At 31.0% G+C, this 26,183-nt stretch carries 23 protein-coding genes and 1 other annotated feature; of the genes, 17 read left to right on the forward strand and 6 right to left on the reverse strand.

Translation table 11 applies throughout. The features are described 5' to 3' along the window. Positions 1-218 precede the first annotated feature (218 nt). The 12 genes from LGK97_RS18145 to LGK97_RS18200 all read left to right on the forward strand — a co-directional run bounded on the left by LGK97_RS18145 (position 219) and on the right by LGK97_RS18200 (position 13,549). On the forward strand, positions 219-1,616 hold the full coding sequence (locus LGK97_RS18145; protein ID WP_226261434.1) for an MATE family efflux transporter: 1,398 nt from the start codon (positions 219-221) through the stop codon (positions 1,614-1,616). A gap of 159 nt (positions 1,617-1,775) precedes the next feature. After that, positions 1,776-2,273 (forward strand): hypothetical protein, encoded by a 498-nt coding sequence (locus LGK97_RS18150; RefSeq protein ID WP_226261436.1) that lies wholly within the window; start codon positions 1,776-1,778, stop codon positions 2,271-2,273. A 20-nt stretch (positions 2,274-2,293) separates the two neighbouring features. Next, the gene (locus LGK97_RS18155; protein WP_226261438.1) at positions 2,294-3,124 is read left to right on the forward strand and encodes a type I phosphomannose isomerase catalytic subunit; all 831 of its coding nucleotides are present in this window, start codon (positions 2,294-2,296) and stop codon (positions 3,122-3,124) included. 47 nt (positions 3,125-3,171) lie between these two features. Further along, on the forward strand, positions 3,172-5,673 hold the full coding sequence (locus tag LGK97_RS18160; protein ID WP_226261440.1) for a chemotaxis protein CheA: 2,502 nt from the start codon (positions 3,172-3,174) through the stop codon (positions 5,671-5,673). 13 nt (positions 5,674-5,686) lie between these two features. After that, on the forward strand, positions 5,687-6,115 hold the full coding sequence (locus LGK97_RS18165; RefSeq protein WP_226261441.1) for a chemotaxis protein CheW: 429 nt from the start codon (positions 5,687-5,689) through the stop codon (positions 6,113-6,115). Positions 6,116-6,163: 48 nt separating this feature from the next. After that, positions 6,164-8,167 carry a methyl-accepting chemotaxis protein gene (locus LGK97_RS18170; RefSeq protein WP_226261443.1) on the forward strand — a complete coding sequence of 668 codons (2,004 nt, stop codon included), beginning with the start codon at positions 6,164-6,166 and terminating at the stop codon, positions 8,165-8,167. 19 nt (positions 8,168-8,186) lie between these two features. After that, positions 8,187-9,269 (forward strand): chemotaxis-specific protein-glutamate methyltransferase CheB, encoded by a 1,083-nt coding sequence (gene cheB / locus LGK97_RS18175; protein ID WP_226261445.1) that lies wholly within the window; start codon positions 8,187-8,189, stop codon positions 9,267-9,269. Positions 9,270-9,295: 26 nt separating this feature from the next. Then, complete coding sequence (locus LGK97_RS18180) at positions 9,296-10,150, forward strand: protein-glutamate O-methyltransferase CheR (RefSeq protein ID WP_319001587.1); 855 nt, start codon at positions 9,296-9,298, stop codon at positions 10,148-10,150. Positions 10,151-10,155: 5 nt separating this feature from the next. Continuing rightward, positions 10,156-10,530 carry a response regulator gene (locus LGK97_RS18185; protein WP_226261449.1) on the forward strand — a complete coding sequence of 125 codons (375 nt, stop codon included), beginning with the start codon at positions 10,156-10,158 and terminating at the stop codon, positions 10,528-10,530. A gap of 2 nt (positions 10,531-10,532) precedes the next feature. Beyond that, the gene (locus LGK97_RS18190; RefSeq protein WP_226261451.1) at positions 10,533-11,003 is read left to right on the forward strand and encodes a chemotaxis protein CheX; all 471 of its coding nucleotides are present in this window, start codon (positions 10,533-10,535) and stop codon (positions 11,001-11,003) included. A 16-nt stretch (positions 11,004-11,019) separates the two neighbouring features. Further along, positions 11,020-12,777: a diguanylate cyclase gene (locus LGK97_RS18195; RefSeq protein WP_226261453.1), complete on the forward strand. Its 1,758-nt coding sequence runs from the start codon at positions 11,020-11,022 to the stop codon at positions 12,775-12,777. Between the two features lie 247 nt (positions 12,778-13,024). After that, positions 13,025-13,549 carry a peptidylprolyl isomerase gene (locus LGK97_RS18200; protein WP_226261474.1) on the forward strand — a complete coding sequence of 175 codons (525 nt, stop codon included), beginning with the start codon at positions 13,025-13,027 and terminating at the stop codon, positions 13,547-13,549. A 208-nt stretch (positions 13,550-13,757) separates the two neighbouring features. Here LGK97_RS18200 and LGK97_RS18205 read toward each other — a convergent pair whose 3' ends face one another. Together LGK97_RS18205 and LGK97_RS18210 are read right to left on the reverse strand one after the other, a co-directional pair. Continuing rightward, positions 13,758-14,189 carry a hypothetical protein gene (locus tag LGK97_RS18205; protein WP_226261455.1) on the reverse strand — a complete coding sequence of 144 codons (432 nt, stop codon included), beginning with the start codon at positions 14,187-14,189 and terminating at the stop codon, positions 13,758-13,760. A 64-nt stretch (positions 14,190-14,253) separates the two neighbouring features. After that, positions 14,254-14,697, reverse strand: coding sequence for a cell wall hydrolase (locus LGK97_RS18210; RefSeq protein WP_226261475.1), 444 nt, complete (start codon positions 14,695-14,697; stop codon positions 14,254-14,256). A 269-nt stretch (positions 14,698-14,966) separates the two neighbouring features. Here LGK97_RS18210 and LGK97_RS18215 point away from each other — a divergent pair, with 269 nt between their 5' ends. From LGK97_RS18215 to LGK97_RS18225, 3 genes are all read left to right on the forward strand, one after another. Beyond that, entirely contained in the window at positions 14,967-17,051 is a 2,085-nt protein-coding gene (locus LGK97_RS18215) for a methyl-accepting chemotaxis protein (protein ID WP_226261457.1), read from the forward strand. A 125-nt stretch (positions 17,052-17,176) separates the two neighbouring features. Continuing rightward, positions 17,177-17,480: a binding site (T-box leader), on the forward strand. 149 nt (positions 17,481-17,629) lie between these two features. Continuing rightward, positions 17,630-19,150 (forward strand): lysine--tRNA ligase, encoded by a 1,521-nt coding sequence (gene lysS, locus LGK97_RS18220; RefSeq protein ID WP_226261459.1) that lies wholly within the window; start codon positions 17,630-17,632, stop codon positions 19,148-19,150. A 126-nt stretch (positions 19,151-19,276) separates the two neighbouring features. Then, positions 19,277-20,509: an NlpC/P60 family protein gene (locus LGK97_RS18225; protein ID WP_226261461.1), complete on the forward strand. Its 1,233-nt coding sequence runs from the start codon at positions 19,277-19,279 to the stop codon at positions 20,507-20,509. 93 nt (positions 20,510-20,602) lie between these two features. Here the strand turns inward: LGK97_RS18225 and LGK97_RS18230 are convergent, their stop codons facing one another. Both LGK97_RS18230 and mscL read right to left on the reverse strand, forming a co-directional pair. Continuing rightward, positions 20,603-21,721, reverse strand: a complete 1,119-nt coding sequence (locus LGK97_RS18230; RefSeq protein ID WP_226261463.1) for a DUF3810 domain-containing protein — start codon at positions 21,719-21,721, stop codon at positions 20,603-20,605. Positions 21,722-21,734: 13 nt separating this feature from the next. After that, positions 21,735-22,136 carry a large-conductance mechanosensitive channel protein MscL gene (gene mscL / locus LGK97_RS18235; RefSeq protein WP_226261465.1) on the reverse strand — a complete coding sequence of 134 codons (402 nt, stop codon included), beginning with the start codon at positions 22,134-22,136 and terminating at the stop codon, positions 21,735-21,737. 302 nt (positions 22,137-22,438) lie between these two features. Here mscL and LGK97_RS18240 point away from each other — a divergent pair, with 302 nt between their 5' ends. Both LGK97_RS18240 and LGK97_RS18245 read left to right on the forward strand, forming a co-directional pair. Next, on the forward strand, positions 22,439-22,603 hold the full coding sequence (locus LGK97_RS18240) for a zinc-ribbon domain-containing protein (RefSeq protein ID WP_226261468.1): 165 nt from the start codon (positions 22,439-22,441) through the stop codon (positions 22,601-22,603). A gap of 123 nt (positions 22,604-22,726) precedes the next feature. Further along, a complete protein-coding gene (locus tag LGK97_RS18245) occupies positions 22,727-25,498 on the forward strand; it encodes an EAL domain-containing protein (protein WP_226261470.1) in 2,772 nt (923 codons plus the stop codon). Between the two features lie 67 nt (positions 25,499-25,565). Here the strand turns inward: LGK97_RS18245 and LGK97_RS18250 are convergent, their stop codons facing one another. Together LGK97_RS18250 and LGK97_RS20075 are read right to left on the reverse strand one after the other, a co-directional pair. Next, positions 25,566-26,030: a hypothetical protein gene (locus LGK97_RS18250; RefSeq protein ID WP_226261472.1), complete on the reverse strand. Its 465-nt coding sequence runs from the start codon at positions 26,028-26,030 to the stop codon at positions 25,566-25,568. Between the two features lie 71 nt (positions 26,031-26,101). Beyond that, a partial coding sequence (locus tag LGK97_RS20075; protein ID WP_413228453.1) for an IS3 family transposase occupies positions 26,102-26,183 on the reverse strand: 82 nt, incomplete at its 5' end.

Below are 26,183 nucleotides of genomic sequence, written 5' to 3' on the forward strand. Positions count from 1 at the left end.
AAAAATATTTATGATTAGGTAAATCTTATTGAACCGCCAAGTACCGAACGGTATGCTTGGTGGTGTGAGAGGTCGCTGAATAAATTAATTATTCAGCTCCTACTCGATTGAATAGTTGTAAAATTCCTAATGTTTTTACAAAACTATAGAAATTAGGTTGATATTATGATAATATACTTAGAGGGTCTAAATATTTTTCAAATAGGAAGTGATAGAAAATGGTAAATGCCTTCAAGGCAAAAATCAACATTATGATTCTTAAAATGAAAAACCCTAGATCAAAAGAGGTTATTAATATTGCTTGGCCCGTTTTAACGGAACTGTTACTAGGAACCTTATTTGGTATGGTGGATATGATTATGCTAGGTAGAATAAAGGATTCATCAGTAGCAGCTGCATCAATATCAGCAGTAGGGATTACTAATCAGCCATTGTTTATTGGACTATCTTTGGTCCAGGCCTTAAATATAGGTGGAACAGCAATGATAGCAAGGTACATAGGTTCAAAAAAATTAAATAAAATTGAAAATACAGTTAAGCATGTTTTATTATTAACACAAGTAGCTTTTGTTTTACCCTTAAGCATAATAGGATTAGTATTTACCCAGGAGATAATGTCCCTTATTGGGGCTCAAGGTGATACTATAGCAGTAGGAACAAACTATTTCAGAATTATTATGGTTGGATTTATATTTCAATCCTTTAACTTTTCATTATCAGCAGTGTTAAGAGGCGCCGGTGATACAAAGACCCCAATGCAGATAAATTTGAGAGCTAACTTTATTAATGTTTTTGGAAATGCAATTTTAATATACGGACTACTAGGGTTCCCGGCACTAGGTGTAACAGGTGCAGGTATATCTACCGCAGTTTCAAATTTAATTGCAACTATTTTGCTATGTACAAGATTATTATCCGGGAAATGTATACTTAAACTTAATCTCAAAAGTCATTTTAAATTTGATAAAGATATAATATATAACTTAGTTAAAATTGGTATACCAGCGTCGCTAGAACAAATGGCAATGAGGTTTGGTATTATGATATTTGTTAAAGTAGTTGCAGGTCTTGGTACAATTACTTTTGCAGCACATCAAATTTGTTTAAGTATACTAGGATTATCCTTTACCCCAGGACAAGCGTTTGGAATAGCTGCAGCTTCTTTAATTGGACGAAGCCTAGGAGAAGGTAAACCAGATAAAGCGGATGAGTATGGAAGGGAAGCTAGAAGAATAGGTTCAATAATATCTTCAATAATGGCAATAGTACTATTCTTCTTTGGTCCTCAATTAGTAGGTCTGTATACACCAGATCCAGAAATTATAAGGAAATCCTCCAATGCTTTAAAGATTATTGCAATTGTGCAACCATTTCAATCTTCTCAACTAATTTTAGCCGGTGCACTTAGAGGAGCAGGGGATACAGTATGGCCTCTGGTTTCTACCTTTATAGGAGTGATAGGTATAAGAATTGTGCTAGCTTACATTCTTGTAACTAAGATGGGAATGGGTCTTTCGGGAGCATGGATAGCGGTATTTGTTGATCAATTTGTAAGGTGGATATTAATATATTCAAGGTACAAAACTGGGAAATGGAAATATGTAAAGTTAAGATAAAGAAAGGGACTATTAAAAAGTTTTAAAAAAAATTTTTTAATGGTCCCTTTATCTATTTTTTATAATGCACTCTAATGCAATTTGGTTTATAATGTTAGGTATAGACAAACATTTATAAAAATATTATTAGGGAAATAATTTTAGTTTAAGGTGATGTATATGGATAGGATAACTTTAAAGGCGTCAATAGTAATTGGAATCATTGGTATGGGTTTAATATTGGTCATATATTTTAGACCGGTAAGCATTGAGAGAAACTATAGTGCATATATATATGCTGAGAATAGTGAATTTCAAAAGAGTACGGAGATTAAACTTGTTGGGAAATTAAAAAAGAAACTATCTTTAAATGATGTTTTCACTGGAAATATTGAAGTGGATGGTATCAAAAAGGAAGTTATTCTAAAGAAAATATGGGCAAAGAACAATATTTTTAAGAGTACAGGATATAGTACTTTTATAGAAATGAAAGATGTTAAAACAGGTCAATATGAAATTGTTGGTTCACTGGATACATCAAAGGACTTCAATGAAATACTTATAAAACTTGCTGAAGTGGACAACAAATATAATGGTAAATTTAACATTTGTGGTCCAAGTAGCACTAAAGAAGAGGGAAAAGCTATTTTAAAAAGATTAGGTGATAACGTAGATTAGTAATGCTTTGGAGGAGTGTATTGGCTAAGGGATTAACCTTAAAGTTAAAGCCTTACATAAGCAAAAAAGTATGGGGATGGGAGAAATGGGTGCTTTCATGCCATGAAGATGGAAAATCTACAATAGAAGAAGGAATTTATGCAGGACAAGAATTATCTTCAATTTTAGGATGTGGCAACAATTTTCCTATATTAAGTAAGATTATAAAAGCAGAAGACACTTTATCAGTGCAAGTTCACCCAAATGATGATTATGCTAAAAGATTTGAAAATGGTAACGGAAAAACAGAGTGCTGGTACATCTTAGAGGCAAAAGATGGTGCAACGCTAATATCGGGAATGAAAAAAGGGTTAAATAAGGAAAAGTTAAGGAAAATTATACAGCAAGGAGAATTAGAAGATTACTTAGAAAAGATTAGCATTAAAAGAGGTGATTTCATCTATGTCCCAGCAGGCAGTGTACACGCAATAGGAGCTGGGGTAAAGCTTATTGAGGTACAACAAAACAGTAACATTACCTATAGACTCCATGACTTTGGTCGTGGTAGGGAAGTGCATATTGAAAAGTCCCTAGAGGTTATAGATTATGAAAATGAAAACAAAGCTGGGAAGATTGATAAGTTTGATAAGCTACAAACACCTTATTTTAAAGTTGAGAAGATTGTTGTCCATAATAGTTATGTAAATGTGGTTAAGGAAAGCTTTCATAGTTACATTGTAATATGTGGTAAAGGCATTATAAAAACTAACAATGATGAAATTAACTTAAAAGAAGAAGAAACAATTTATATATCAAAAGGAACAGAATATATGCTACAAGGAGATTTAGATTTAATTAAGGCTAGTGTGTAAAATTGAGGCGGAGTATACACTTCGCCTTAATTTAGGGGGTGAGTAAATTGATAAATGAAGAGTTAACAAATGATTTTATTGAAGAGGCTATGATGCATATCAAAGTAGTGGAGAAAAAAATATTGCAATTAGTAGAAAATAAAAAAGATTTAGAGGCAATAAATGAGATATTTAGGGCTGTTCACAGTATTAAGGGGGCAGCAGGATTTTTTAAGTTTGATAAAATAGTACAGTTAGCACATTCAATGGAAAACCTATTTGGAGAGATTAGAAATAATACTTATAGCATAGGTGAAGGAGATATTGACATATTACTCTCCGCAAATGATTATTTAAAATTACTTGTTGATAGTATAAGTAATCCTAAAAATGTAGATATATCAGAAATTACATATAGCATACAAGAAATTCTTAAAAAGGATACATTAAGCATAAATAAAAAAGAAGTAAATGCTGTGGAAGGTTTAGATTTAAGTATTATAGATTCTAAGAGAATTCCATTTGAAATCCACCATGATGTTATTGCAAATGCAAAAAAACGTGGTCATATGTTCTACGAAATTATTATTAATACAAATGAAAGTTTAGTAGAAAATTATCAAGAAATTGATGGATTTATGAAAATTCTAGAATCTATTGGGGAGGTAATTGATTCCTATACAAATACAGAAACATATGAAAGTACTAGTGATGTAAATCAGCGAATTGTACATATACTTATATCTTCTGTATTAGAAAAAAATTTAATATCCTTAGCAATAAATTTAGATGAAAGTAGGATACTAGATTTTAATATAACTAAGTTCTTGGAGGAAATAGAAGTAAATGAGCAAGTACCATCAGTGGATGAAGTAAAGGTAGAGAATAGTTATTATAAGGAAGAAAGCGTAAGAGTAAAGGTGAGTTTATTAAATGAACTTTTAAATCTAACAGGTGAATTAGTTCTTGGAAGAAATCAGTTACTTCGAACTATGGAAAAACATAAAAGTGATATTCAAGGCATGGATAGAATAATTCAAAACATAGATTATGTAACATCTAGTTTACAAGGAAAGATAATGCAAACTAGAATGCAACATTTAGGAAATATTTTTGATAAATTCCCAAGAATAATAAGAGATTTATCAAAAAGTTTAAATAAAGAGATTAATTTAGAAATCAAAGGTGACGAAGTAGAGCTTGATAAATCAATTATAGAAGTTTTAGTAGATCCATTAGTTCATCTTGTTAGAAATGCTGCAGACCATGGGTTAGAAAACCCTAAGGAAAGAAAGTTAGCAGGAAAAACAGGGTATGGAACTATAAAAATAAATGCCTACTATAAATCTGGATTTGTAATTATAGACGTAATTGATGATGGGAAAGGTATTGATTTAGAAAAAGTAAAAAGTAAAGCATTAGAAAATGAAATTATTTCTTCGGAAGAAGTTTTAATTATGAGTGAAAAAGAAATTATGGAACTTATTTTAAAGCCGGGTTTTTCTACTTCAGAGAATATAACGGATATATCTGGGCGAGGAGTAGGAATGGATGTTGTTAAAACTAACATCAAGAAAATGGGGGGTAATGTCGAGGTATATTCCATCAAGAACAAGGAAACCAAAATAAGATTAATAATCCCTCTTACTCTTGCCATAATTTCTGCTCTTATAGTAGAGAGTAGTGGTCAAAAACTTGCACTACCTCAAGTTAATATTAAAGAAATAGTTAGAATCATTCCAAATGATAATAATAAAAAATTAGAATATATAAGTGGACGGTTAGTTCTAAGACTCAGAGAGGAGCTAATCCCTATTGTAAATCTATCTCAGGTATTAACAAATCAGCAGATAGATATGAATAATTGGGAAAAGATAATAAGGATACTTATAGTGAAAATTGGATTTAAAGAATTTGGACTTATGGTGGATGAAATTTACGATGGTGAAGAGATTCTAGTGAAATCATTACCAAAGTACATTAAAGATTCAGAGTGCTATTCTGGAGTTACAATTTTAGGAGACGGAAAAGTTGCTATGATTCTTGATATAAATGGTATTGCGCAAAAGGCCAAGCTAAAACTAAATAAAGAAATAGATGTTGAAAACAAGTTGGAAAAGCATGAAAAAGAAAAGCAAATATTGAAGAAAAATAAAATGATTTTATTTAAGTGTTCGCGGGATGAAACTCTTGCAATGGAGGTATCCATAGTGGAAAGAGTAGAAGAAATAAATAATAATGATATTGAACTTATAGGAAATCAAGAGTACATAAAAATAAGAGAAAACATAGTTAAAATAATTAGGCCATCAACTTATATTCCTATAAGTAAAAGTGAAAGTATTAATAAAAGGGACTATATAATAATACCTAAAGTTGACAGGTCCGTAGGAATACTTATTAATAAAATATACGACACAATTGAAATAGATATAAATGAAAATCTAAATGTTGACGGTATAAAACTCAAAGGGATATCTGGAAGTAGAATTATAGATAATAAAATAGTTTTATTATTAAACATTAATGAGTTATTAGAAATGGCTTCTAAGGAAAAAAATAAAGCATAAAGAGGGTTACCTAATGAAGAAAGTTTTAACGTTTTATGTAGGGGGAGAACATTTCGGAATAGATGTAAATTTAGTAAAAGAGATAACCCGAAATATAGAATATACCCCTTTATTAAAAGGAAAGGAACATATTAAAGGGCTTATGAATTTAAGAGGAAATATTGTTACTATATTTGATCTAGAAATAATATTAGGCGAAAATATTGACAAAGAAGTTACAAATTTGCAATGTATAGTGTTAAAAACAGAGGATGACCAGCAGTTAGGGTTTTTAGTTAACAAGACTGGGGATGTAATAGAGATAACGAAAGAAGATTTTTGGCAGATGCCAGAAGATATAGTAGAAGAAAAGAGAAACTACATAAGTTCTGTGATAAAGCTGCAGGGAGATATGCTTAAAATATTAGATTTTCATAAGATATTTGAAGTAGAGAACTTCTAAGAAGAAAATAATGACTCATACACTTAAGAATAACGAGGAGGAGAACAATTGAAGAAATTTGTGGATTTTAAAATAGGCCAAAAGTTGACAGTGGCATTTGTTATTGCAATTGTAATTACGGCACTTATAGGCTATGTAGGGATAAAGAATATTTATGTTTTATCAAGCATAAATAGTGAAAATTATAATAAAAATGTTGTGCCACTAGGAAAAACAGGAGAAGTGGCAAAAGAGTTTGAAAATATTAGGGTTATAATAAGAGATATAATATTAACTGAAGATATGGAGGAGAAAAACCAATACATAATTGAGGTTAGAAATAATTTTCAGCTGATTGATAAAGATATTTTAGAGATAGAATCAACCACTGATAATAAGAAGCAGATGGATGATACAAAGAGTGCCGCAAAAGTTTATAAAAGCTATGCTGAAAAATTAATGCAACTTTCACTTAGTGGAAAAAACCAAGAAGCACAGAAATTATTTAAAAATGCAGAATTTACAAAGGCATTTAATGATATGCATGACTTTGTTGATAAAACCATAGCAATAAAAACTCAAGATTCCAGTGATAATAATAAAGAAATAATATCAAAAGGAGAAAAAGCAAAAGAAGTAGTAATTATATTAGTTTGCTTAGGCATAGCAATAATGGTACTAGTTGGCGTGTACACTACAAAGGTAATTACAAAAGCAGTGATATACATGGAAGACTTAATGAAAAAAGCAGAAACAGGAGAGTTAACTACTGAAGCTAAAGTCTTTTCAAAGGATGAAATGGGTAAATTAACAATAGCCTTTAATAACTTTATTAAAAAGTTAGTAGGGTTTATTCATGATATTCAAGAAAAATCCTTTAAGTTAAACCATATATCCAAGATACTTTTAGATACTTCAGAGGAATTGTCATTTAAAAGCATAGAGACTAATGAAAAAACATCAAATGTTATGGCTTCTGTAGAAGAAATTACTGCAAGCATAGATGCTTCAGCAAATGCTTCAATAGAAACAAGTAATAATATAAATATGATAGCAGCAGCAACAGAAGAACTTTCAGCAAATATAAAAAGTATAGCATCTTCATCAGAACAAACATCTACAGAAATTGACAAAGTTGCAGAACTAATAAATTCAATGTCTCAAAGCACTAAAGGGATACTAGAGGGTTCAGAGGATATTTATAAATTTGTAGACAGTATTGCAATTTCTACAGGACAGATTAATTCATCAATAAGTGAAATAAGTAGAAATGGCGAAAGAACACTTAGTATAACAGAGGATGCCCAAACAAAAGTAAAAGGTACAACGCAGAGCATAATTAAATTAAATATATTAGCGAAAAAGATAGGAAAAATAGTAGGTACTATTAAGGATATAGCAGACCAGACAAATATGCTTGCTTTAAATGCAGCTATTGAGGCTGCAGGAGCTGGAGAGGCGGGCAGAGGATTTGCAGTTGTAGCTAATGAAGTTAAAGAGCTTGCAAAACAAACTACTCGTGCTACAGAAGAAATAAGCGAACAAATTGAAGAAATTCAAGAAGATACAGGTAAGGCAGTTATTTCAATGGAAATAATAAATGGAGTTATTGATGAATTAGTTAGCTCTACAAATATAGTTTCTTCAGCAGTTACAGAGCAATCAGCAAATACTCAGTTAATATCAAATTCTGCAATAGAGGCTTCAGATAAAATTAGAATGATTACTGATGAGATAAAAAGTGTAAATGATAAATCAGAAAGTATATCAAGGAGTATATCTGAGGCTAGTAAAGGTGTAGTAGAAGTGGCTAGATCTGTATCTGAAATATCTATGGCATCTAACGAAATAGTAAGAAATACGGAAATGGTATCCCTTAAAACTTCAGAAATATCAAGAAGCTTTAGAGAAATCAGCATAGGTGCTACAGAGATATCAATAAACATGGAGAGAATAAGTAAAGATACTAGAGAGAACGCAGAAATAGCAGGTAGATCAAGTGAACTGTCTCAGGAACTAGATAACATGGGAAATGAATTAAAAGCATTAGTTAGTGAATATAGAATTAAGTAAATGGATGTGAGACGTAAGGATGCTAAAAATATTAATTGTAGATGATTCAAGTGTATTCAGGAAAGTTCTTAAGGAAATTGTAAGCTCAACAGGAATACCACAGGTAATATATACAGCAGGCGATGGAATTGAAGCCTTAGATATACTGAAGTATTCAGACGTTGATATTGCATTGCTTGATATAATCATGCCAAAACTAGGCGGAATTGCAACCCTTAAAATAATTAAGGATAAGTATCCCAGTGTTAAAGTAATCATTGTAAGTGGTATAAGCGAAGATAATATTAAATTAACAATGGAAGCACTAAGTAATGGTGCTATAGATTTTATTAAAAAGCCAACCTCAGATGGTGTAGGCATTCAAAAAATAAAGTCTGATTTAAAATTGATTTTCAATCAAATCTTAATAAGCAAAAACACAAAAAACATTTTAAGCACTTTAGAAAACAAAGATAGTTATAATAAAAATAAACTAAGTGAAGCAACGCTAAACATAAGAAAACATAGACAAAGTAATTACAAAGAACCAGACATTATACTTATAGCAGCATCAACGGGAGGGCCGGCAGCCCTTGATAAAATTTTTAGGAATATAGAAGGTAATATTAATATTCCAATTTTAGTAGTACAACATATGCCAGCTGAGTTTACTAAATCTTTAGCAGAATCTTTAAATAACATTTGTAAGCTTAAAGTGAATGAGGCTTATAACGGAAATGTTATTGAAAGGGGAGAGGTGCTTATTGCTCCAGGCGGGATTGATATGTCTGTTACAAGTATAAATGGATCCAAAGTAATAATTGCTGAATCTTCAACTGATTTAAAAGGTGCAAGACCATCAGCTGATTTTCTTTTTAAATCTGTGGCTAATGAATATAAGGGGAAAAAGGTTTTGGTTGTGGTTTTAACTGGTATGGGAGCTGATGGAACTGAGGGCGTAAAAGTATTAAAAGAGCTCTGTGATTGTTATTGTATAACTGAGAGTGAAACTAGTTGCGTTGTCTATGGTATGCCGAGATGCATAGATGAAGCCAAGCTCTCTAATGAGAGCATACATATAAGAGATATAGGAGAAATGATTAATACATTAACAATTCTTTAGTTTATGTAAAATCATATTTAGGTGAGGTGAAAATCATAGTAAATTTAACTACAGAGGAATTTTCCATTATGAGAAAATATATTGAAGAGAAGTGTGGGATTATAATTTCATTAGAAAAATCCTATTTAATAGAAAGTAGATTATCTAAATTATTGATAGAGTTTAATTGTAATACTTTTGAAGAGTTTTATAAATTAATATATACTAGTATGGATGATACTATAACAGAAAAAGTTATTGATGCAATTACAACTAATGAAACACTATGGTTTAGAGATAAAAAACCTTGGGATGTTTTAGAAAATATATTAATGCCACATTATATAAAAATGCTTAGGGAAAATAAAAGAAATAAGATAAGAATATGTAGCGCAGGGTGCTCAACAGGGCAAGAACCATATACTGTTGCAATGATTATTCATAACTATCTAGAAAAAAATAATATTTTAGATATCCAAATTTCACAATTTGAGATTATAGCCACAGACGTTTCGATTGCAATAATAAACTTAGCAAAATCAGGTAGATATGATGCTATAACTATAATGAGAGGACTACCGGAATTTTACAAGCAGAAGTATTTTAATAAGGATGGCAGGATATACACTATAAAAGATGAAATAAAAAGCATGGTGAAGTTTTATAAATTCAACCTCCAAAAAAGCTTTGTTTCATTTGGCAAATTTGATTTAATATTTTGTAGATATGTCACAATTTATTTTTCAGAAAAAGCAAAGAATGACTTGCTCCAAAGGCTAGCCAATTCTCTAGAAAAACAGGGGAATCTTTTCCTCGGTAGTTCGGAGATATATTTTGACTATAATTTATACTATGAAAAACAAGATAATATGGGAGCTATATATTATGAGGCAAAGAGGTGAATATAATGAAAATTTTATCTGTGGATGATTCTGCAATTATAAGAAAAATAATAAAAATGGCTGTGGAAGTAATAGAATATGAGTTTTTAGAGGCTGGAGACGGTGAAGAAGCGTTAAGTATTATAGAAAAAGATTATTGTAATATATCTCTAATTTTATTAGACTTAAATATGCCAGGCATTAATGGGTTCGAGTTATTAAAGATTATTAAAAGTGATGATAGATTTAAAAATATACCAGTGATGATGGTTACTACGGAAAGTGAAAAGCTTAGTATAATAAAAGCAATTAAATCTGGGGCGAGTCACTATGTTGTTAAGCCGTTTACAATGGAAGAAGTAACTAAAAAAATGTTTGAAGCATTGGGAAAGGGTGAGTAACTTTGAATATAGAACAAGATTATTTACAGGGGATTTTTACCGCTGCCATAAGGGAAGTTATAGAAATTATGACTGGGCTTTGTATTGAAGAAGATTTGTCACAGGAAGTTTGCAAGATAAACAAAGGTGAAATATCAGGAGTTATGTTAACTTTAGGTGAAAAAAATGCATTAGTAAGTTTGACGATGTCTAAAGAATTATGTTCTACAATAATATACTACATGACAGGAATCGAAAAAAGTGATATAACAGAGGAAGAAATATATGATGGAGCAGCGGAACTTGTAAATATGGTGGCAGGTAGGGCAAAAACAATATTAGCTGGCACTAAATATCACTTTAGTATAACTCCTCCATTTACAATTATAGGAAAAGACCATTTCATTGTGCATAAGGATAAGGTTTTGGACATAACCAAGAATTATATCATTGATGATAGGCCACTATTTTTACAGGTTTACTATATTAATTGATTTGGAGGCATTGTTGATGAAAGGTACAAAGGTTTTAATAGTTGAAGACTCGAAGGTAACAGCAAAAACTATACAAAATAGTTTAATAAAATTAGAGTATGAAGTTTCGGATATTTGTTCTAAAGGTGAAGAGGCTATAAGATCGGCACTTATTCATAATCCTGATATTATCCTTATGGATATAGAATTAGATGGAGATATGAACGGCATCGAAACTGCCACCAAAATAACAAATGTTTTAAATATACCCGTTATATATCTTACTGCACTAGCTGATAAAACTATGTTAGAAAAAGCAAAATTAAGTGAAGGGTATTCATTTTTAATAAAACCCTTTGAAGAAACTGAGCTATTTTTTAATATAGAAATGGCCTTATACAAGCATGAAATGAAGAATAAGCTAGAGGAAGAGCGAAAGTGGTTAAATGCTATTTTAGAAAGTATAAATGATGGCGTAATAGCTATTGATAAAGATGAAGATATAAAGTTTATGAATGAAAATGCAAGGAGATTAATTGGATATACTAATGAGAAGGCAGAAGGTAAAATTAAGGACGTTCTAAAATTATTAGATCCAAAAACTAGGGAAGAAGTGCAGGTTTTAGATTTAAAGGAAAAGAGTGAAAAAATCCTTATCGGAACTCATGAAAAGGAAGCTATAACGTTATGTCAAGTTACGTCTATACCGAAAAGAAATAAAGGTAAAATGGGGTATGTTGTAAGCATATCTGATATATCCCAAGAGAAGAAATTAAAAAAAGACATTCATTATTTAACTTTTAATGATCAATTAACATCAATACATAATCGGACTTATTTCCAGGAAGAGATAAGTAAATATAATGACATACAACATTTGCCTATAAGTATTATAATGTTAGATTTAAATGGATTAAAACTAACTAATGACGTATTTGGACATCAAGTAGGGGATGAACTTATAAAAAAAGCAGCACAGGTTTTAAAGAAAAGCTGTAGAGCTAGTGACTTGTTAGCACGAATTGGTGGAGATGAATTTATAATAGTGCTACCTGATACTGATAAAAAAGTTGCTGAGATTATTGCAACGAGAATAAAGAAACTTTGTAGTGAAGAAAATGTGGTATTTGGTAAACTAAGCATGGCAATGGGTAGCTTTACAAAAGAGGATAGTGAGCAGGATATTTTTCAGGCTATTAATGAAGCAGATAAGAGAATGTATACTAATAAATTTAGTGAAAGTAAAAAATATAGAGAAGAGATATTATTATTTATAAAGAATAAATTAAAGGGAAATTCTTGCAGTAATGATGAAAACCGCCTTGATATTGAGGATATTTTACTCCAAATGGGTAAGAAAATGAATTTATCTAACAAGGAATTAGAAGAAATCTCATTATATGTTGAAATAGGGGACGTGGGAATGATTTCTGTTCCAGAGGATATAAAGAATAAATCTTCAAAATTAGATGACAAGGAATGGGAGAACATAAAAAGGCATACAGAAGCAGGATATAAAATTGCTACTTCAATAAAAAGATTTATGCCTATAGCAGATATAATATTATGTCATCATGAAAGATGGGATGGAACAGGATATCCTCAAGAACTTAAAGGTGAAGAAATACCTGTAATTTCTAGAATGATTTCTATTGTGGAGGCTTATGCAGCTATGACTAGTAATAGAAATTATAGGAAAGTTATGACTAGAGAAGAAGCTATTTTAGAAATATCAAAATGTTCAGGTACACAATTTGATCCGAATTTAGTAGAAATATTTAAAAAGATTATTTAGGTACATTCAAATAATAACAAGCTTACTTAAATGTAATTTAATCAAAAAATGAAAGAGGGATTATACCATGAAAAAAATGAAGTTTTTAAACAAAATAATGTTACTATCTACACTAATTTTTATAGTTTTTGCAGGAGGATGTGTGGCTAAAACAGAGGAAAAAACTGAGCCCATTCCACAAGAAGTAGAGAAAGTAGAGCCTCCAAAGGAAATTAAAACAGAAAAAGGAGCAAATGACAAGAATCCAATGGTTACTATTGAAATGGAAGATGGCGGAGTTATAAAGATAGAATTATACCCTGAAATTGCACCTAATACTGTTAGAAACTTTGTATCTTTAGTTCAAAGTGGTTTTTATAATGGACTAATATTCCATAGGGTAATACCAGGCTTTATGATACAAGGAGGAGACCCAGATGGAACAGGAATGGGTGGACCTGGGTATGCAATAGCTGGAGAGTTTAGTAGTAATGGATTTGAGAATGCATTAAAGCATGAAAGAGGAGTAATTTCTATGGCTAGAAGTGGTGATCCAAACTCAGCTGGCTCACAATTTTTTATAATGGTTAAGGATAGTGATTTTTTAGATACTGAATACGCTGCTTTTGGTAAAGTTATGCAAGGTATGGAAACTGCAGATAAGATAGTTGCTGTAGAAACAGAGCAAATAGATAAATCAAAAAAAGACAGACCTAAAAAAGATCAAAAGATGAAAAAGGTTACTGTAGATACCTTTGGGGTAAAATATGGTGAAGTTCAAAAGGTAAAATAGAATATAGGTAATGCATCTAGTAAGTTAATCTTAAGGGAAAAGTTTTTTAATTAACTTATTAATATTAATTAAAACATTAAAAAAAGTATATATTACATAAAATAAATTTATGTAATATATACTTTTTTATATAAGATTTTGATGTGTTATAGTTTTTAACTTGTGCTACATTATTGCAACATATTGAAAGTTATATTTATCATTTATGTTACGATGGACATTTAAGATCTTGATTGTTGAACACTGTTACAAATTTAATGGAGTACATATCACACATTGTTAAATCATTTGTAGAAGCGTCTTTAAGAATAATGAAACTAATGCCCACTTCTACTAAGGTTCCAGTTCTATCTTGAAAGAGATTGGTCCCAATTAAAAAGGATACTCTCATATATTTACCTATTTGTGATGTTAACCAACCTTGATTATAAAGTGGATTATTTACAATAGGAGAAGTAGGTGGTATTTCAAAACCTTGATTATTATCAGGAACGAGTGGAGGAGCCTTAGGCATAGGATTTAGTCTTTCATCGCCTTGCATATCAAAATCTGGCATAGGCATCATTGGATATTCAGAAAACATAGAACCAGGATTCCACATTGGAGTTTGATTAAAATTGTCAGGTGGGATTATAAACATAAAATATCCTCCTTAAGAATTATATTAAATTATTAATTAAAGGTGTTAATTGTAATAGGTTAAATTAGGTAGTAGCATAGCGTGCTGTTGGATTGTAAAAACAATGCTGAGCTACACTAGCTTGATAGGCGCCACTACCATTGAATGGGAAGAGATACGGGCAACCTGGTGCAAAGGGATTGAAGTACCACAATGCAGCACCTGTTGTATATAATCTATTCCCAGATAAAGCCCAATCAGCAATTGCATAATGTATATCTTCTGGTGGACTTGACCAAATGGTTTGTGGGTTAGCGACGCCACCAAGCACAGAAGTTGCACAATCAAATTGGCCAGGTTGAAATATAACCTTTCTCAAATCACCTTGACCTAGTCTAAGGTACTCACCATAAGCTACATTAACTCTGTTCATAACTACAGAGGCAACTGCCCTCATACCGTTTTCTCCTTCGCCTCCAGCTTCACACTTTATTATTCTAGCCAATAGCTCTCGAGCACTGTAGGCCATCATTAGTCATCTCCTCAAATTGTTTTACAGTATTATTATATTCATGAGTTAAGGAAAAGTACTCTAAAATTTAAAAAAATATTTTCATTCATGCAGGAGTTGTAATATAGTTATAAAAGAAGTGAATTATGATAAGCGAGGTGATATATTCAAATAATATACTTTAATAAGCGGAATTATATTAATTTTTTTTGAATATTTATGTAAAGATAAGTTGAATTTAGTCGAATATATGAGCAATAGTATAAAAAAATCTAGGGGGTATAGATATGCACAAGAATAAGCAGAAAAAAAACGACAATTTTGTAAAAATTAAAAGTATTAAAACTGTCATACTTATTTCCATTTTACCAGTAGTGTTAATATCCTTAGTAATGATGGGCAGTTTCTCGAATTATACTTCTAAAAAACTTATAACTACAGAAATTGAAAACAGGATGAAACATCAGTTACAAGAAACTATTAATTTAATAGATGGAGATATGGAAAAACATGCTCAAATAGCAGTGGATTTAGGGAGATTTGTTGGAACTAGTAGCCTAGTATTAAATAAGGCAGAGATTACAAAAACTCAAGAAGCAGTAATTTCTACAAATGAAAATACACTAGGAGCAGGAGTTTGGTTTGAACCATATAAATTCAAGAAAGAGATAGAATTTTTCGGACCATATGCATATAAAGAAGGTGGAGCCACAAAGGTTACAGAGGAGTATGCTACGAAAGAATATAATTATCCGGCGCAAGCTTGGTATACAATAGGTAAAAATGTTGAAAAAAGCGTTGCGTGGAAAGAACCTTATTATGATGAAACTTTAAAAGTGACTATGACAACAGCTACTGCACCAATATTTGATGGAAATAAAAACTTTTTAGGTGTTACAACTGCTGATATGAGTTTAGAGGCTATACAAGCAAATATTAAAAATATTAAAGTTGGTGAGACAGGAAAAGCAATGCTAATAGGTAAAGACGGAACATATTTGGCAGGTGTTTCTGATGAATTATCTATGAAAGTTAAGGTTATGGAAGATAAAAATGCAAGTATGGCAAAGTTAGGTAAAGATATTTTACAAAACAAAGATGGAGAATCCTATTTTGAAGATGAGAATGGTAAAAATCTTGTATATTACAAACAGATACCAGGGATTGAATGGAATGTAGTGTTATCAATTCCCGAAAAGGAACTTTACGCCCCAATTAATAAGTTATTGATTAATATAGTTATACTAATTATAATCACTTGCATACTTGTGATGGTTGCAGTCGGTATATTCAGTGCGTATATTACTAAAAATATTAAAGAGGTAAATGACCTTTCACGTTCCATTGCAGAGGGAGACCTGACTCAGATAATAAATGTTAAAAGTGAAAATGAAATTGGATCAATGGGAAACAATTTAAATAAAATGAATAATAACCTAAAAAGATTAATTCAAAAAATTTCTGGTAGTTTAGAAAATGTAGTAGCAACTGCTGAGGAGCTTACAGCAAGTTCCGATCAAACACAACAATCTGCAGAACAGGTTTCACTAGCTATTCAACAAGTTGCCTTTGGTAGTGCGGAGCAAGTTGATATAGCTAATGATACAACAAAAATTGCAGGAGAAATATTCACAGGTATGGAACAGATATCAAATAATATACAAGAGGTAACAAATACTTCTATAGAGGCATCTAAGAGGGCGGGAAAAGGTAATGAAGTAGTATACTTAGCTGTAGAACAAATGAATAATATCCAGGATAAAGTAGCAATGTCTACTCAGGCGGTGGCAGTACTCGGAGATAAATCAAAAGAAATCGGAAGTATAGTATCTTTAATAACTTCCATTGCTGGTCAGACAAACTTACTAGCACTAAATGCAGCAATTGAAGCAGCAAGAGCTGGTGAGCAAGGAAAAGGATTTGCGGTGGTAGCTGATGAAGTTAGAAAATTGGCAGAACAATCTGGATCAGCAGCTGGGAGTATATCAAACTTAATAAATGAAATCCAAAAAGAAATAGTAAATGCTGTTGGTGCTATGGATAATGGTACGGTTGCAGTTCAAGATGGTATAAGCATGGTAAATCAGGCTGGTAAATCCTTTGCAGAAATATTAAAGGATATAAATTATATAGCTTCTCAAATGCAAGATGTGTCTGCAGTAACAGAAGAAATAAGTGCAGGGACACACAATATGCTAGGAGCTATTGAAAATGTGGCTAAGATTTCTACTGAGTCTTCAGGAAATGCAGAAAGTGTAGTAGCAGCTTCAGAGCAGCAGACAGCACTAATGAAAGAAGTAGCTAATGCTGCTGAGAATTTAACGCAAATGGCTGTGGAACTCCAAAGTTTAATGAGTGGTTTTAAACTCTAGTAGCTTTGTGAGTACATTTTATAATGTGGAAATAGTTTAAATTTATTAATTAAACAGTAAAAATTTATTAATTAAATAGTTGACATAGAAAAACTATTTTGTTAAGATATAAAAAATACAAAGTTTTAGAGACGATGATGAGAAGAGTAGATATAGTGATTTTTTTACAGAGAACTCCCATTTGCTGAGAGGGAGAAGGAATTATTTATCGAAAAAGGCCTCTGAGTTTCACATTGAGCCTAATTTTTAGGGGTAGACTGTGCCGGGAGCTCCCGTTATCGAGCTATAGTATAAACATTCTTTTAACGATATTTTTAAAATCGTTATTAGCCACTTTAGTGGATTTTATGTCGTACTAGACAAGTTCAATATGGTGACATATTGAAAAACTGGGGTGGTACCACGAAATTATATACTCTCGTCCCCAAGACTATAATGTCTTGGGGGTGAGGGTTTTTTTATTTGCTGATTTTTAAAATGCATCGAGTTTATAGTTTTATAAGTTGAAAGTTTTAAAAATTCAACTTAAGACTTGATTATTAAAAAATATTATTAAAATAAAAAAAGGTGGTATCGTTATGTTTAAAGAATATGTTGAAATAGAGAATTTAAGAAATATTATGTCAGATGCAAATGAATTTGTGGTTGAAAGGATTAAAAAGTTAAATGAACTTATGGAACAGGGTATAAATCCATATCCATATAGTTTTGAAAATATAACACATTCTAAACTTATCACAGATAACTTTGAAAATATAAATAAGGAGCAATGTTTTACTGTGGCTGGAAGAGTAATGCTTATGAGAAGAATGGGTAAGGCAATATTTATAAATTTAAGGGATCAAGAAGGAGACATACAGGTTTACCTTAATAAAGCTGTTTTGGGAGAAGAAAAGTTTGAGCTTTTGAGACTTATTGATATTGGAGATATTATTGGAGTCGAGGGTACTGTTTTCAAGACAAAAACGGAAGAAATCACAATAAGATCAAATAATGTGACAATGTTATCAAAAGCCATAAGACCACTACCTGAAAAATTTCATGGTATTCAAGATGCTGACCTAAAACAAAGACATCGTTCCCTAGATATGATTATGAATAATGAAGTAAAGGAAAGGTTTATTAAACGTTCAAGAGCAATGGGAGCTATCCGTGAGTTTTTAGAGAAGCAAGAATTTATTGAAGTGGAAACACCAATTCTGGATACTAAATACGGCGGAGGAGAGGCAAAGCCTTTTGTTACTTATGTAAATGCAATAGATTCGCAGGTGTATATGAATGTATCTCCAGAGCTCTACCTAAAAAGACTAATGGTTGGAGGAATTGAAAGAGTTTATACCCTTGGAAGATCCTTTAGAAATGAAGGGATTGATAGAACACATTACCCCGAGTTTACTTTGTTTGAATGTTATATGGCTTATGCGGATTACAACGATATGATGAAGCTTATGGAAAATCTTTATGATTATGTTTTCAATAAAATAAATGGTTCTACCAAGGTCCTTTGTGACGGTGTAGAAATAGATTTTAAAGCACCTTGGAGAAGAGCTACTATGTGCGATTTAGTAAAAGAAGAAACCGGAATAGATGTTGAAAACATGTCAAGAGAAGAAATTGCTAAAAGCATAAATGAGAAAGGTTTTTTAGTAGAAAAGCAGCAAGAAGGCCTAGATTTATTAGAAGCCTCTAAAGGAGAACTTATTATAGAACTATTCGAAGGCTATAGTGAAGGAAAGCTTATACAACCTACATTTGTAATTGACTATCCTGCTGAATCTTCACCACTTTGTAAAGTGCATAGACGTAACCCTGAACTTATAGAAAGATTTGAGCCTTTTGCTTATGGAGTTGAGCTTGGAAATGCATACTCTGAGCTTAATAGCCCTCTAAAACAGAGAGTACTTCTACATGAGCAAGCAAACAAATTGAGAGCTGGGCTTGAAACTGCAAGTCCCATGGATGAAGAATTTGCAGTTGCAATTGATACGGGTATGCCACCAGCAGGAGGCCTTGGAATAGGCATTGATAGAATGATGATGTTCTTAACGCAGGCTTATTCAATTAAAGATGTTATAGCATTTCCTTTGGTAAAAAGATAATAAAAGTGGGGGGATAATATATTATCCCCTACAATTCCACAATTTTCATGTTAGCCTTTGTCCTAATATAGTGCTATAATAATAATATTATTATTATCTTACAATATGTGATATGGGGGTATGACAATGAGGAGAAGAATGTTATCTTTGCTTGTAGCTATAGGAATTATTATGTCTGTAAGTGTTCCTATTTTAGCACAACCACTAAAAGAGCAGTTAAATGATCAAAAGAAGCAGCTTCTAGAAAAGCAGAGTTCATATACTCAGCTACAGGTGGATTTTGAGAAATTAGAGACATCTATTGAAATGTTGGACATGGATATTGAAAATATATACATAGCTATAGACAAGGCAAAATATGAAATAAAAGACACTGAAAAGAAAATACAGCAAACTGAAAAAGACATAGTAATTGCTGAGAACAATATAAAAGGCGAAGAAGATTTATTTAGTCAAAGAATGAGAGTTATGTTCATAAATGGAGCAGATAGCTATTTAGAAATTTTATTTGATTCCCAAGGGATAGAAGACCTTGTTTCAAGGGTAGAAAATATTAAAAAGATTATAGAGTATGATAACAAAGTCATTAAGGCCTTAAATGATAAGAAAAAAGCTATAGAGGATATAAAAGAATCTCTTAATGATAATAAAGCAAAAGTTTTAGTATTAAAAGCTAGCAATGAAGATAAATTGAACAAGCTTACTATAAACAAGGATAAGCAAGATAAATTAATAGCAGAAGTTAAAAAACAACAAGAATTGCATAAAGATGAAATAGCAAAAGCTGAGACACTATTGGCAAACACTGCGAATAAAATTCAAGAGGCGGCAAATCAAGTACCTAAATATGAAGTTGCAGTAGTTACTAAAAAAGAAGAAGCTGTATCCCCAGGTAAAACAACTGAGGAAAACAAAAATGAAACAAAGGTTCCACAAAAGGAAGAAGTAAAACAAGAAATTAAGGATGAGCCTAAAGGGGAAGTAAGTAAGCCACAAAAGCCTTCATCAGTAAATTCTAATGAATTATTAACTTATGCCCAAAGCCTTATGGGAACACCCTACGAGTGGGGAGCAACAGGAATAAAAACCTTTGATTGTTCAGGTTTTGTTCAACATGTATACTCACAATTTGGAGTTAGTTTGGGTAGGACAACCTATGATCAGATAGAAGATGGAGAATATGTGTCTAGAGAAAATCTGCAGATTGGGGATTTAGTATTCTTTGGAACAGGAAGCCCTCATCACGTAGGTATTTATGCAGGTAACAATACATACATACATGCTCCACGTACAGGAGATGTGATTAAAATATCACCATTAACAAGGAGTGATTATCTATCTGCAAGAAGAATTAGATAGAAATTACAAGGTATGAATGTAGAAAATATAAAGTGGATAAAAGTAGACTTGCCAAGACAAATCTATTTTTATCCACTTTTTTTACGATTTATTTTACTTGGATTTTAATCTGTACTCATATTGTGATCTGTTCTCAGCAAGGAGTAAATCAACCATTGCGCCGTAGCTTTTTGTTCCAGATTGTTGATTTTGAGATTTAAGATAGGTGTCATTAACTTTATCGCCTATTTTCTCTATAGTACCAGAATACCCTTCCCAAAAGGTTTGATTGTATCTAAGATCATTAAGTACACCTGTGCTACAGGTCAAAATCAATTCTTTATAGCTAGCAGAATTATTTTTCCATAATGCATTAAGGCAATAGGATAATGCTGCAAATGTTCCTGAATATTGAAAGTTAATATCTGGATGATTTATACAAGCTATATATGCAATATAGTTTGCTTCATCTTCTTTAGCAAAGCCTATTTGATGAGCTATTTCATGAGCTGTAGTAAAGGGCAGGAAAGAAACAGGTTGCATCATATTTATATTTGCTTCATTGGTAAATGGAAAATAAAAACCTGTAATTCCTGTATAGCACATTGGACTTGAGAGTAATATTGCCTTAGGTGTGCCATAGTTACCTTTTAGCTTAGGATATTGTAGTGAAGCTTTATCATATCCTTGCCTAGCGGTTTTTAGGATATAGTTTTTATCGTAGGGGAGCTTCATTACACCTTGCTCATTTTCATTTATGTCTTTTCTTAAAGCATTTGATCTATTTATAAGATTTAAGCAAAGCACAGAAAGTTCTTTTGAGGAGGACTTATGTACATCTAATTGAAGAATTTTATTTAGTGTAAGTCTTTGATAATTGAACCCCCATAAAAGTTGAAATGAAAAATATATTAACCCTACTGCAGAAAATACGTTTATGACAAAGGTTTTTAAAATCAATAATCTTTTATTTTTAAATTTATAAAAGTTCAAAATTGTTTTCAAAACATACCATACTGTAAAAGCTGCAAAAGATATAATTAAAAGTTCTGCAATTGAAAAAGGTAGAAGCCCTGTAACAGAACTTACCACAGTAGCAATTATTTTATAAAAAAATGAGGAGTAGAACTTTTCTATAAAGGTTGGGAAAATTATAGAAAATTGAGAAAGAAAAATTCCTAAAGGCAAAAGTAGAATTAAAAACAATTGCCTTTTAGATAGAAACCTCTTCAAAAAAACACCTTCTTTATTTTTTATCTCTTAATAGATCTCTAATTTCACTTAATAGTACTTCTTCCTTTGAAGGAGTAGGGATAGCTACAACCACCTCTTTTGTTTCTTTCTTTTTCATTGAAGATATAGCTTTAACAAATATAAAAAGAGAGAATGCAATAATTAAAAAGTCTATAATGGCTTGAATGAATAATCCATATTTAATTGACACGGGAGCTCCACCAGCTAATAAGGAAGGAACATCATACTGTAGCGTAGTAAAGTTGACTCCTCCGAGGACTAAACCTAGTATGGGCATTATAAGGTCATTTACTAAAGATGTAACTATCTTTGAGAATGCACCACCCATAACAACAGCTAATGCTAAATCTAAAATATTCCCTTTAAGAGCAAATTGTTTGAATTCTTTTAACATACATTAAACACTTCCTTTCAAAGTACATTATACCAATTAACAGATGATTTATCAAAAATAAATTTATCCTTAGAAAAAGTTCAGAGGTTTAACCAATAGGACACCATAACTTATAAATAATTCCTAAAGCTATTGAATAATGTATTGCACTTTAATGATATATATGTTAAGATAAAATTATATTAATTGTATAGTACAGTTAGTGTGAAGATTAAACTAGATAACAACATATCCTCTTTTTAGAATATAATTGTTAATCTGTTTTTATATCTTAATATTTGAAAAAAGGAGGAATGTTTAAAATGGCAGATAAAACTTTAGTTTGTAAAGACTGTGGTAAAGACTTCGTGTTCACTGAAGGCGAGCAAGAATTCTACAAAGAAAAAGGATTCGATAATGAACCTCAAAGATGTGTTGATTGCAGAAGAGCAAGAAAACAACAAAACGACAGAGGATTCAGAAGATAGTAAAAAGATTACTATTAACCCTATAGGATTAGTCCTATAGGGTTTATTTTTTTCACGGCGTATTGCAGAATTTGTTTTTAAAAGCAGAAAAGTATATTATAATAGTGGTTAGGGGGGAAACTGATGATTAAAAATAAAAATAACAGTTGGAACAAAAAAATAAAACATTTCAAATATTTTATTTTCATATTTTTACCATTGATGATATCTTTCCTATTAACATTATTTATGGTTAATAATTTGCAAACTCAAAAGAACAAACAAATACTTATGGAAAGAGAACGTAGTATAGGAAAAATTAATAAATTAAATATCCAGACTACATTTAATTCCGTAACTGCAGATGTGAAGGTTATAAAAGATTCAAATGAAATTAATGATTACATTAATAATCCGACAATAAATACCCTTTCTAATTTAAATGAAATGTTTTTTAGGTTTAGTAAAAACAAAAGGATTTATAATCAATTAAGACTGATAGATACAAAGGGAATGGAGATAGCTAGGGTAGATTATAATGATGGAAATGTACGCATAGTTACTCCCAAGGAACTTCAAAATAAAAAAGACAGGGAGTACTTTAATGGAACATTAAATATGAAATCTGAAGAAATATATATTTCTAAATTTGATTTAAATACTGAAAATGGACAAGTTGAATATCCAATTAAACCTATTATACGTTTTGGAGTACCAGTATTTAAAAGTAACGGTGAAAAGTTTGGTATAATGGTTTTTAACTATTTAGGAAAAGATGTATTAGATAAAATTAATGAGAATTTAGAACAAAAAAGTAATTTTCATATTGAATTATTAAACGCTGATGGATATTTTTTAAAAAGCGAAGAAAATGCAAATGATTGGAACTTTATGTATGAGAATAAAAAATATATTTCATTTAAAAGTAAAAATAAAGATATATGGGATGCTATAAGTACCAATGAAAGTGGAACTATAGAAAACAAAACAAATATATATTACTATGATACAATTTACCCACTTTATAATGTAAGAGAGAAAAAAGACGCTAACTTCTCTCAAGATAATGGATACACATACTGGAAGGCTATTGTTAGTTATCCTAAAGAAAAGTTTGATTTTATAAAAAGCTTGAAGGAAAATGGTTTTTGGGTCATAGGGTGTATATTTATCATAATTATAATGATATCATCCGCTATAACTTCATATGTAATAGTTAAAAGGCAAGAATTTTTAAAAGGAGTAAAGGCATCAAGCCGTGTTTTTGATAATTCAAAGGAAGCTATTTTAATTACAAATGCAGAAACTCATATTACATATACAAATAAAGCTTTTTTACTTATTACTGGGTATAAAAAAGAGGAAGTTTTAGGTATAAAAACTTCCGCATTTAAATCAGGAAGACACAATGAGGAATTTTATAAAAATATGTGGCAAAGTATAAAAAATAATGGTAACTGGCAGGGTGAAATATGGGATAGAAAGAAAGATGGAACATTTTATCCTAAGCTATTAAATATACTTGCAATTAAAGGTGATAGTGATGAGGATTTGCAGTATGTGGGCATATTTGAAGATTTAACCTTGTTAAAAGAAAAGGAAGCTAGTATTGACCTACTGAAAAATTATGATAGACTTACTTCACTGCCCAATTTGTCTTTAATGAAGCAGTTAATGTATGAAAAGATTATTAAGAATTCCAACAATGTCGATTATAAGTACAGCTTAGTATCAATAACTGTTACAAACTATGATATTGTAAAAAATGGGTTAGGATTAAAAAAGGCAGATTCTTTAATAATAACTGCACTAAAAAGAATTAAAAATCATATGGAAGATGGATTTATTATTAGTTCTCCTGGGAAGAATGAATTTATGATTCTTTTAGAATATAATAAAGAGCATAATACTTTATTCCAGTTTATTAATAATATTTTAAAGGAATTTAAAAAGCCTTTTGTATTAGAGGATGAAGAAATATTAATTCAATTAGCTGTAGGAGTTGCAAGCTATGGGAAACATTCAGACACTATAGAGCTTCTAATTGAAAATGCTAATATAGCAAAAGTATATGCAGAAGAAGCAGAAGATAATGTGCAGTTTTATAAAGCTGAATTTAAAGACAAGTATCTAAAAAGCATTAAAATGAGGTATCTACTAAGAGGAGCATTAGAATCAGGTGAGTTATACTTAACTTATCAGCCTCAAGTAGATTTGGCATCAGGGCAAATAGTGGGGGCAGAAGCTTTAATAAGATGGAAAAATCCAGAGATAGGAAGTGTATCACCAGTTACATTTATTCCTATTGCAGAAAAAACAGAACTAATTATTCCAATTGGAAAATGGGTGTTAGATGAAGCTTGTAGGCAGAACAAAAGGTGGAGAGATCAAAATCTTAAACCTATTTTAATGTCAGTAAATATTTCTCCCATACAATTCAAAAAAGTAGATATATTTGAAATAATACAGTCCACATTAGATAAACACGGTTTAAAGGGGGAATCACTAGAAATAGAGGTGACTGAAGGATTACTTCTTGAAAACGACCCTAAGTTATTAATTCAGTTAAATAATATTAATAATATTGGAGTAAGACTGGCAATGGATGATTTTGGTACAGGCTATTCTTCATTAAGTTACTTAAGAAAATTTAAATTTGATAAGATAAAGATAGATAGAGAATTTGTTAAAGATTATCCGGAAAATGATAATGGTACAATAGCAAAAACAATTATAAATCTATCTAAAAGTCTAGGTATTAAAGTTATAGCTGAGGGTGCAGAAACTCAGGATCAAATTGACTTTTTAAGTGAAAATAAATGCGACCAGATTCAAGGGTACTATTATAGTCCTCCAGTTCTGCCAGAGGAATTTGAAGAGTTACTAAGAGGAGGACAATTCATAGGAGGAGAGTAAAGAGTTAGGAGAACCCCAAGCACTTAATTAGTTTAGGTGTTTGGGGTTTTTAGGTGCTTAATAAAAATTAGTTATGCATTTCTAAATCATTAATAAGTTTATTTTTAGTTTTAATTATATCGGATAATATTAAATAAGCGGTGGAATTTGAGTCTTCGGAAGTTTTGATCAATCGGCCTTGTATATCAAGAAATAAGGCTAATATTTCACCTTCAAAATCAAGAGAAAATTCTATGAATTCCTTCGAGGTATGAATATCAACAGTGTGTATTCTTAAATTAAATTGGCTTATTAAGAATGAAATTTTGTCGTAGATTGAAAAATCAATCACTTCCATTTCGTTATTAGTCACTTCTTTTTTTAACTTCTTGTAAAGAAGGAATGTTTTGTCTGCATTTTCAGCTAAGACCTTAGCTAATATCTTTACAGCTGGTGATTGATCCTCTTGATTGCCAATCTCGGTATAAAGTCGTTTTCTATTATGTGCTATATCTACAGCTTTATCTAAAATATCAATAATGTTATATCCCAATAGTAACAACTCCTTAATTATAATTATGTATGGCTTAAATCTTGGATTGTCAACACTTTATTGTACAAATTTTATTCGGTCATATTTGCTAGGCGATATTCTATTGGTGTCATATAATTTAAAGCGCTATGAATACGTTTATTGTTATACCAT

It is taken from the genome of Clostridium sp. CS001, from assembly GCF_020443565.1.
GTDB lineage: Bacteria > Bacillota > Clostridia > Clostridiales > Clostridiaceae > Clostridium_AD.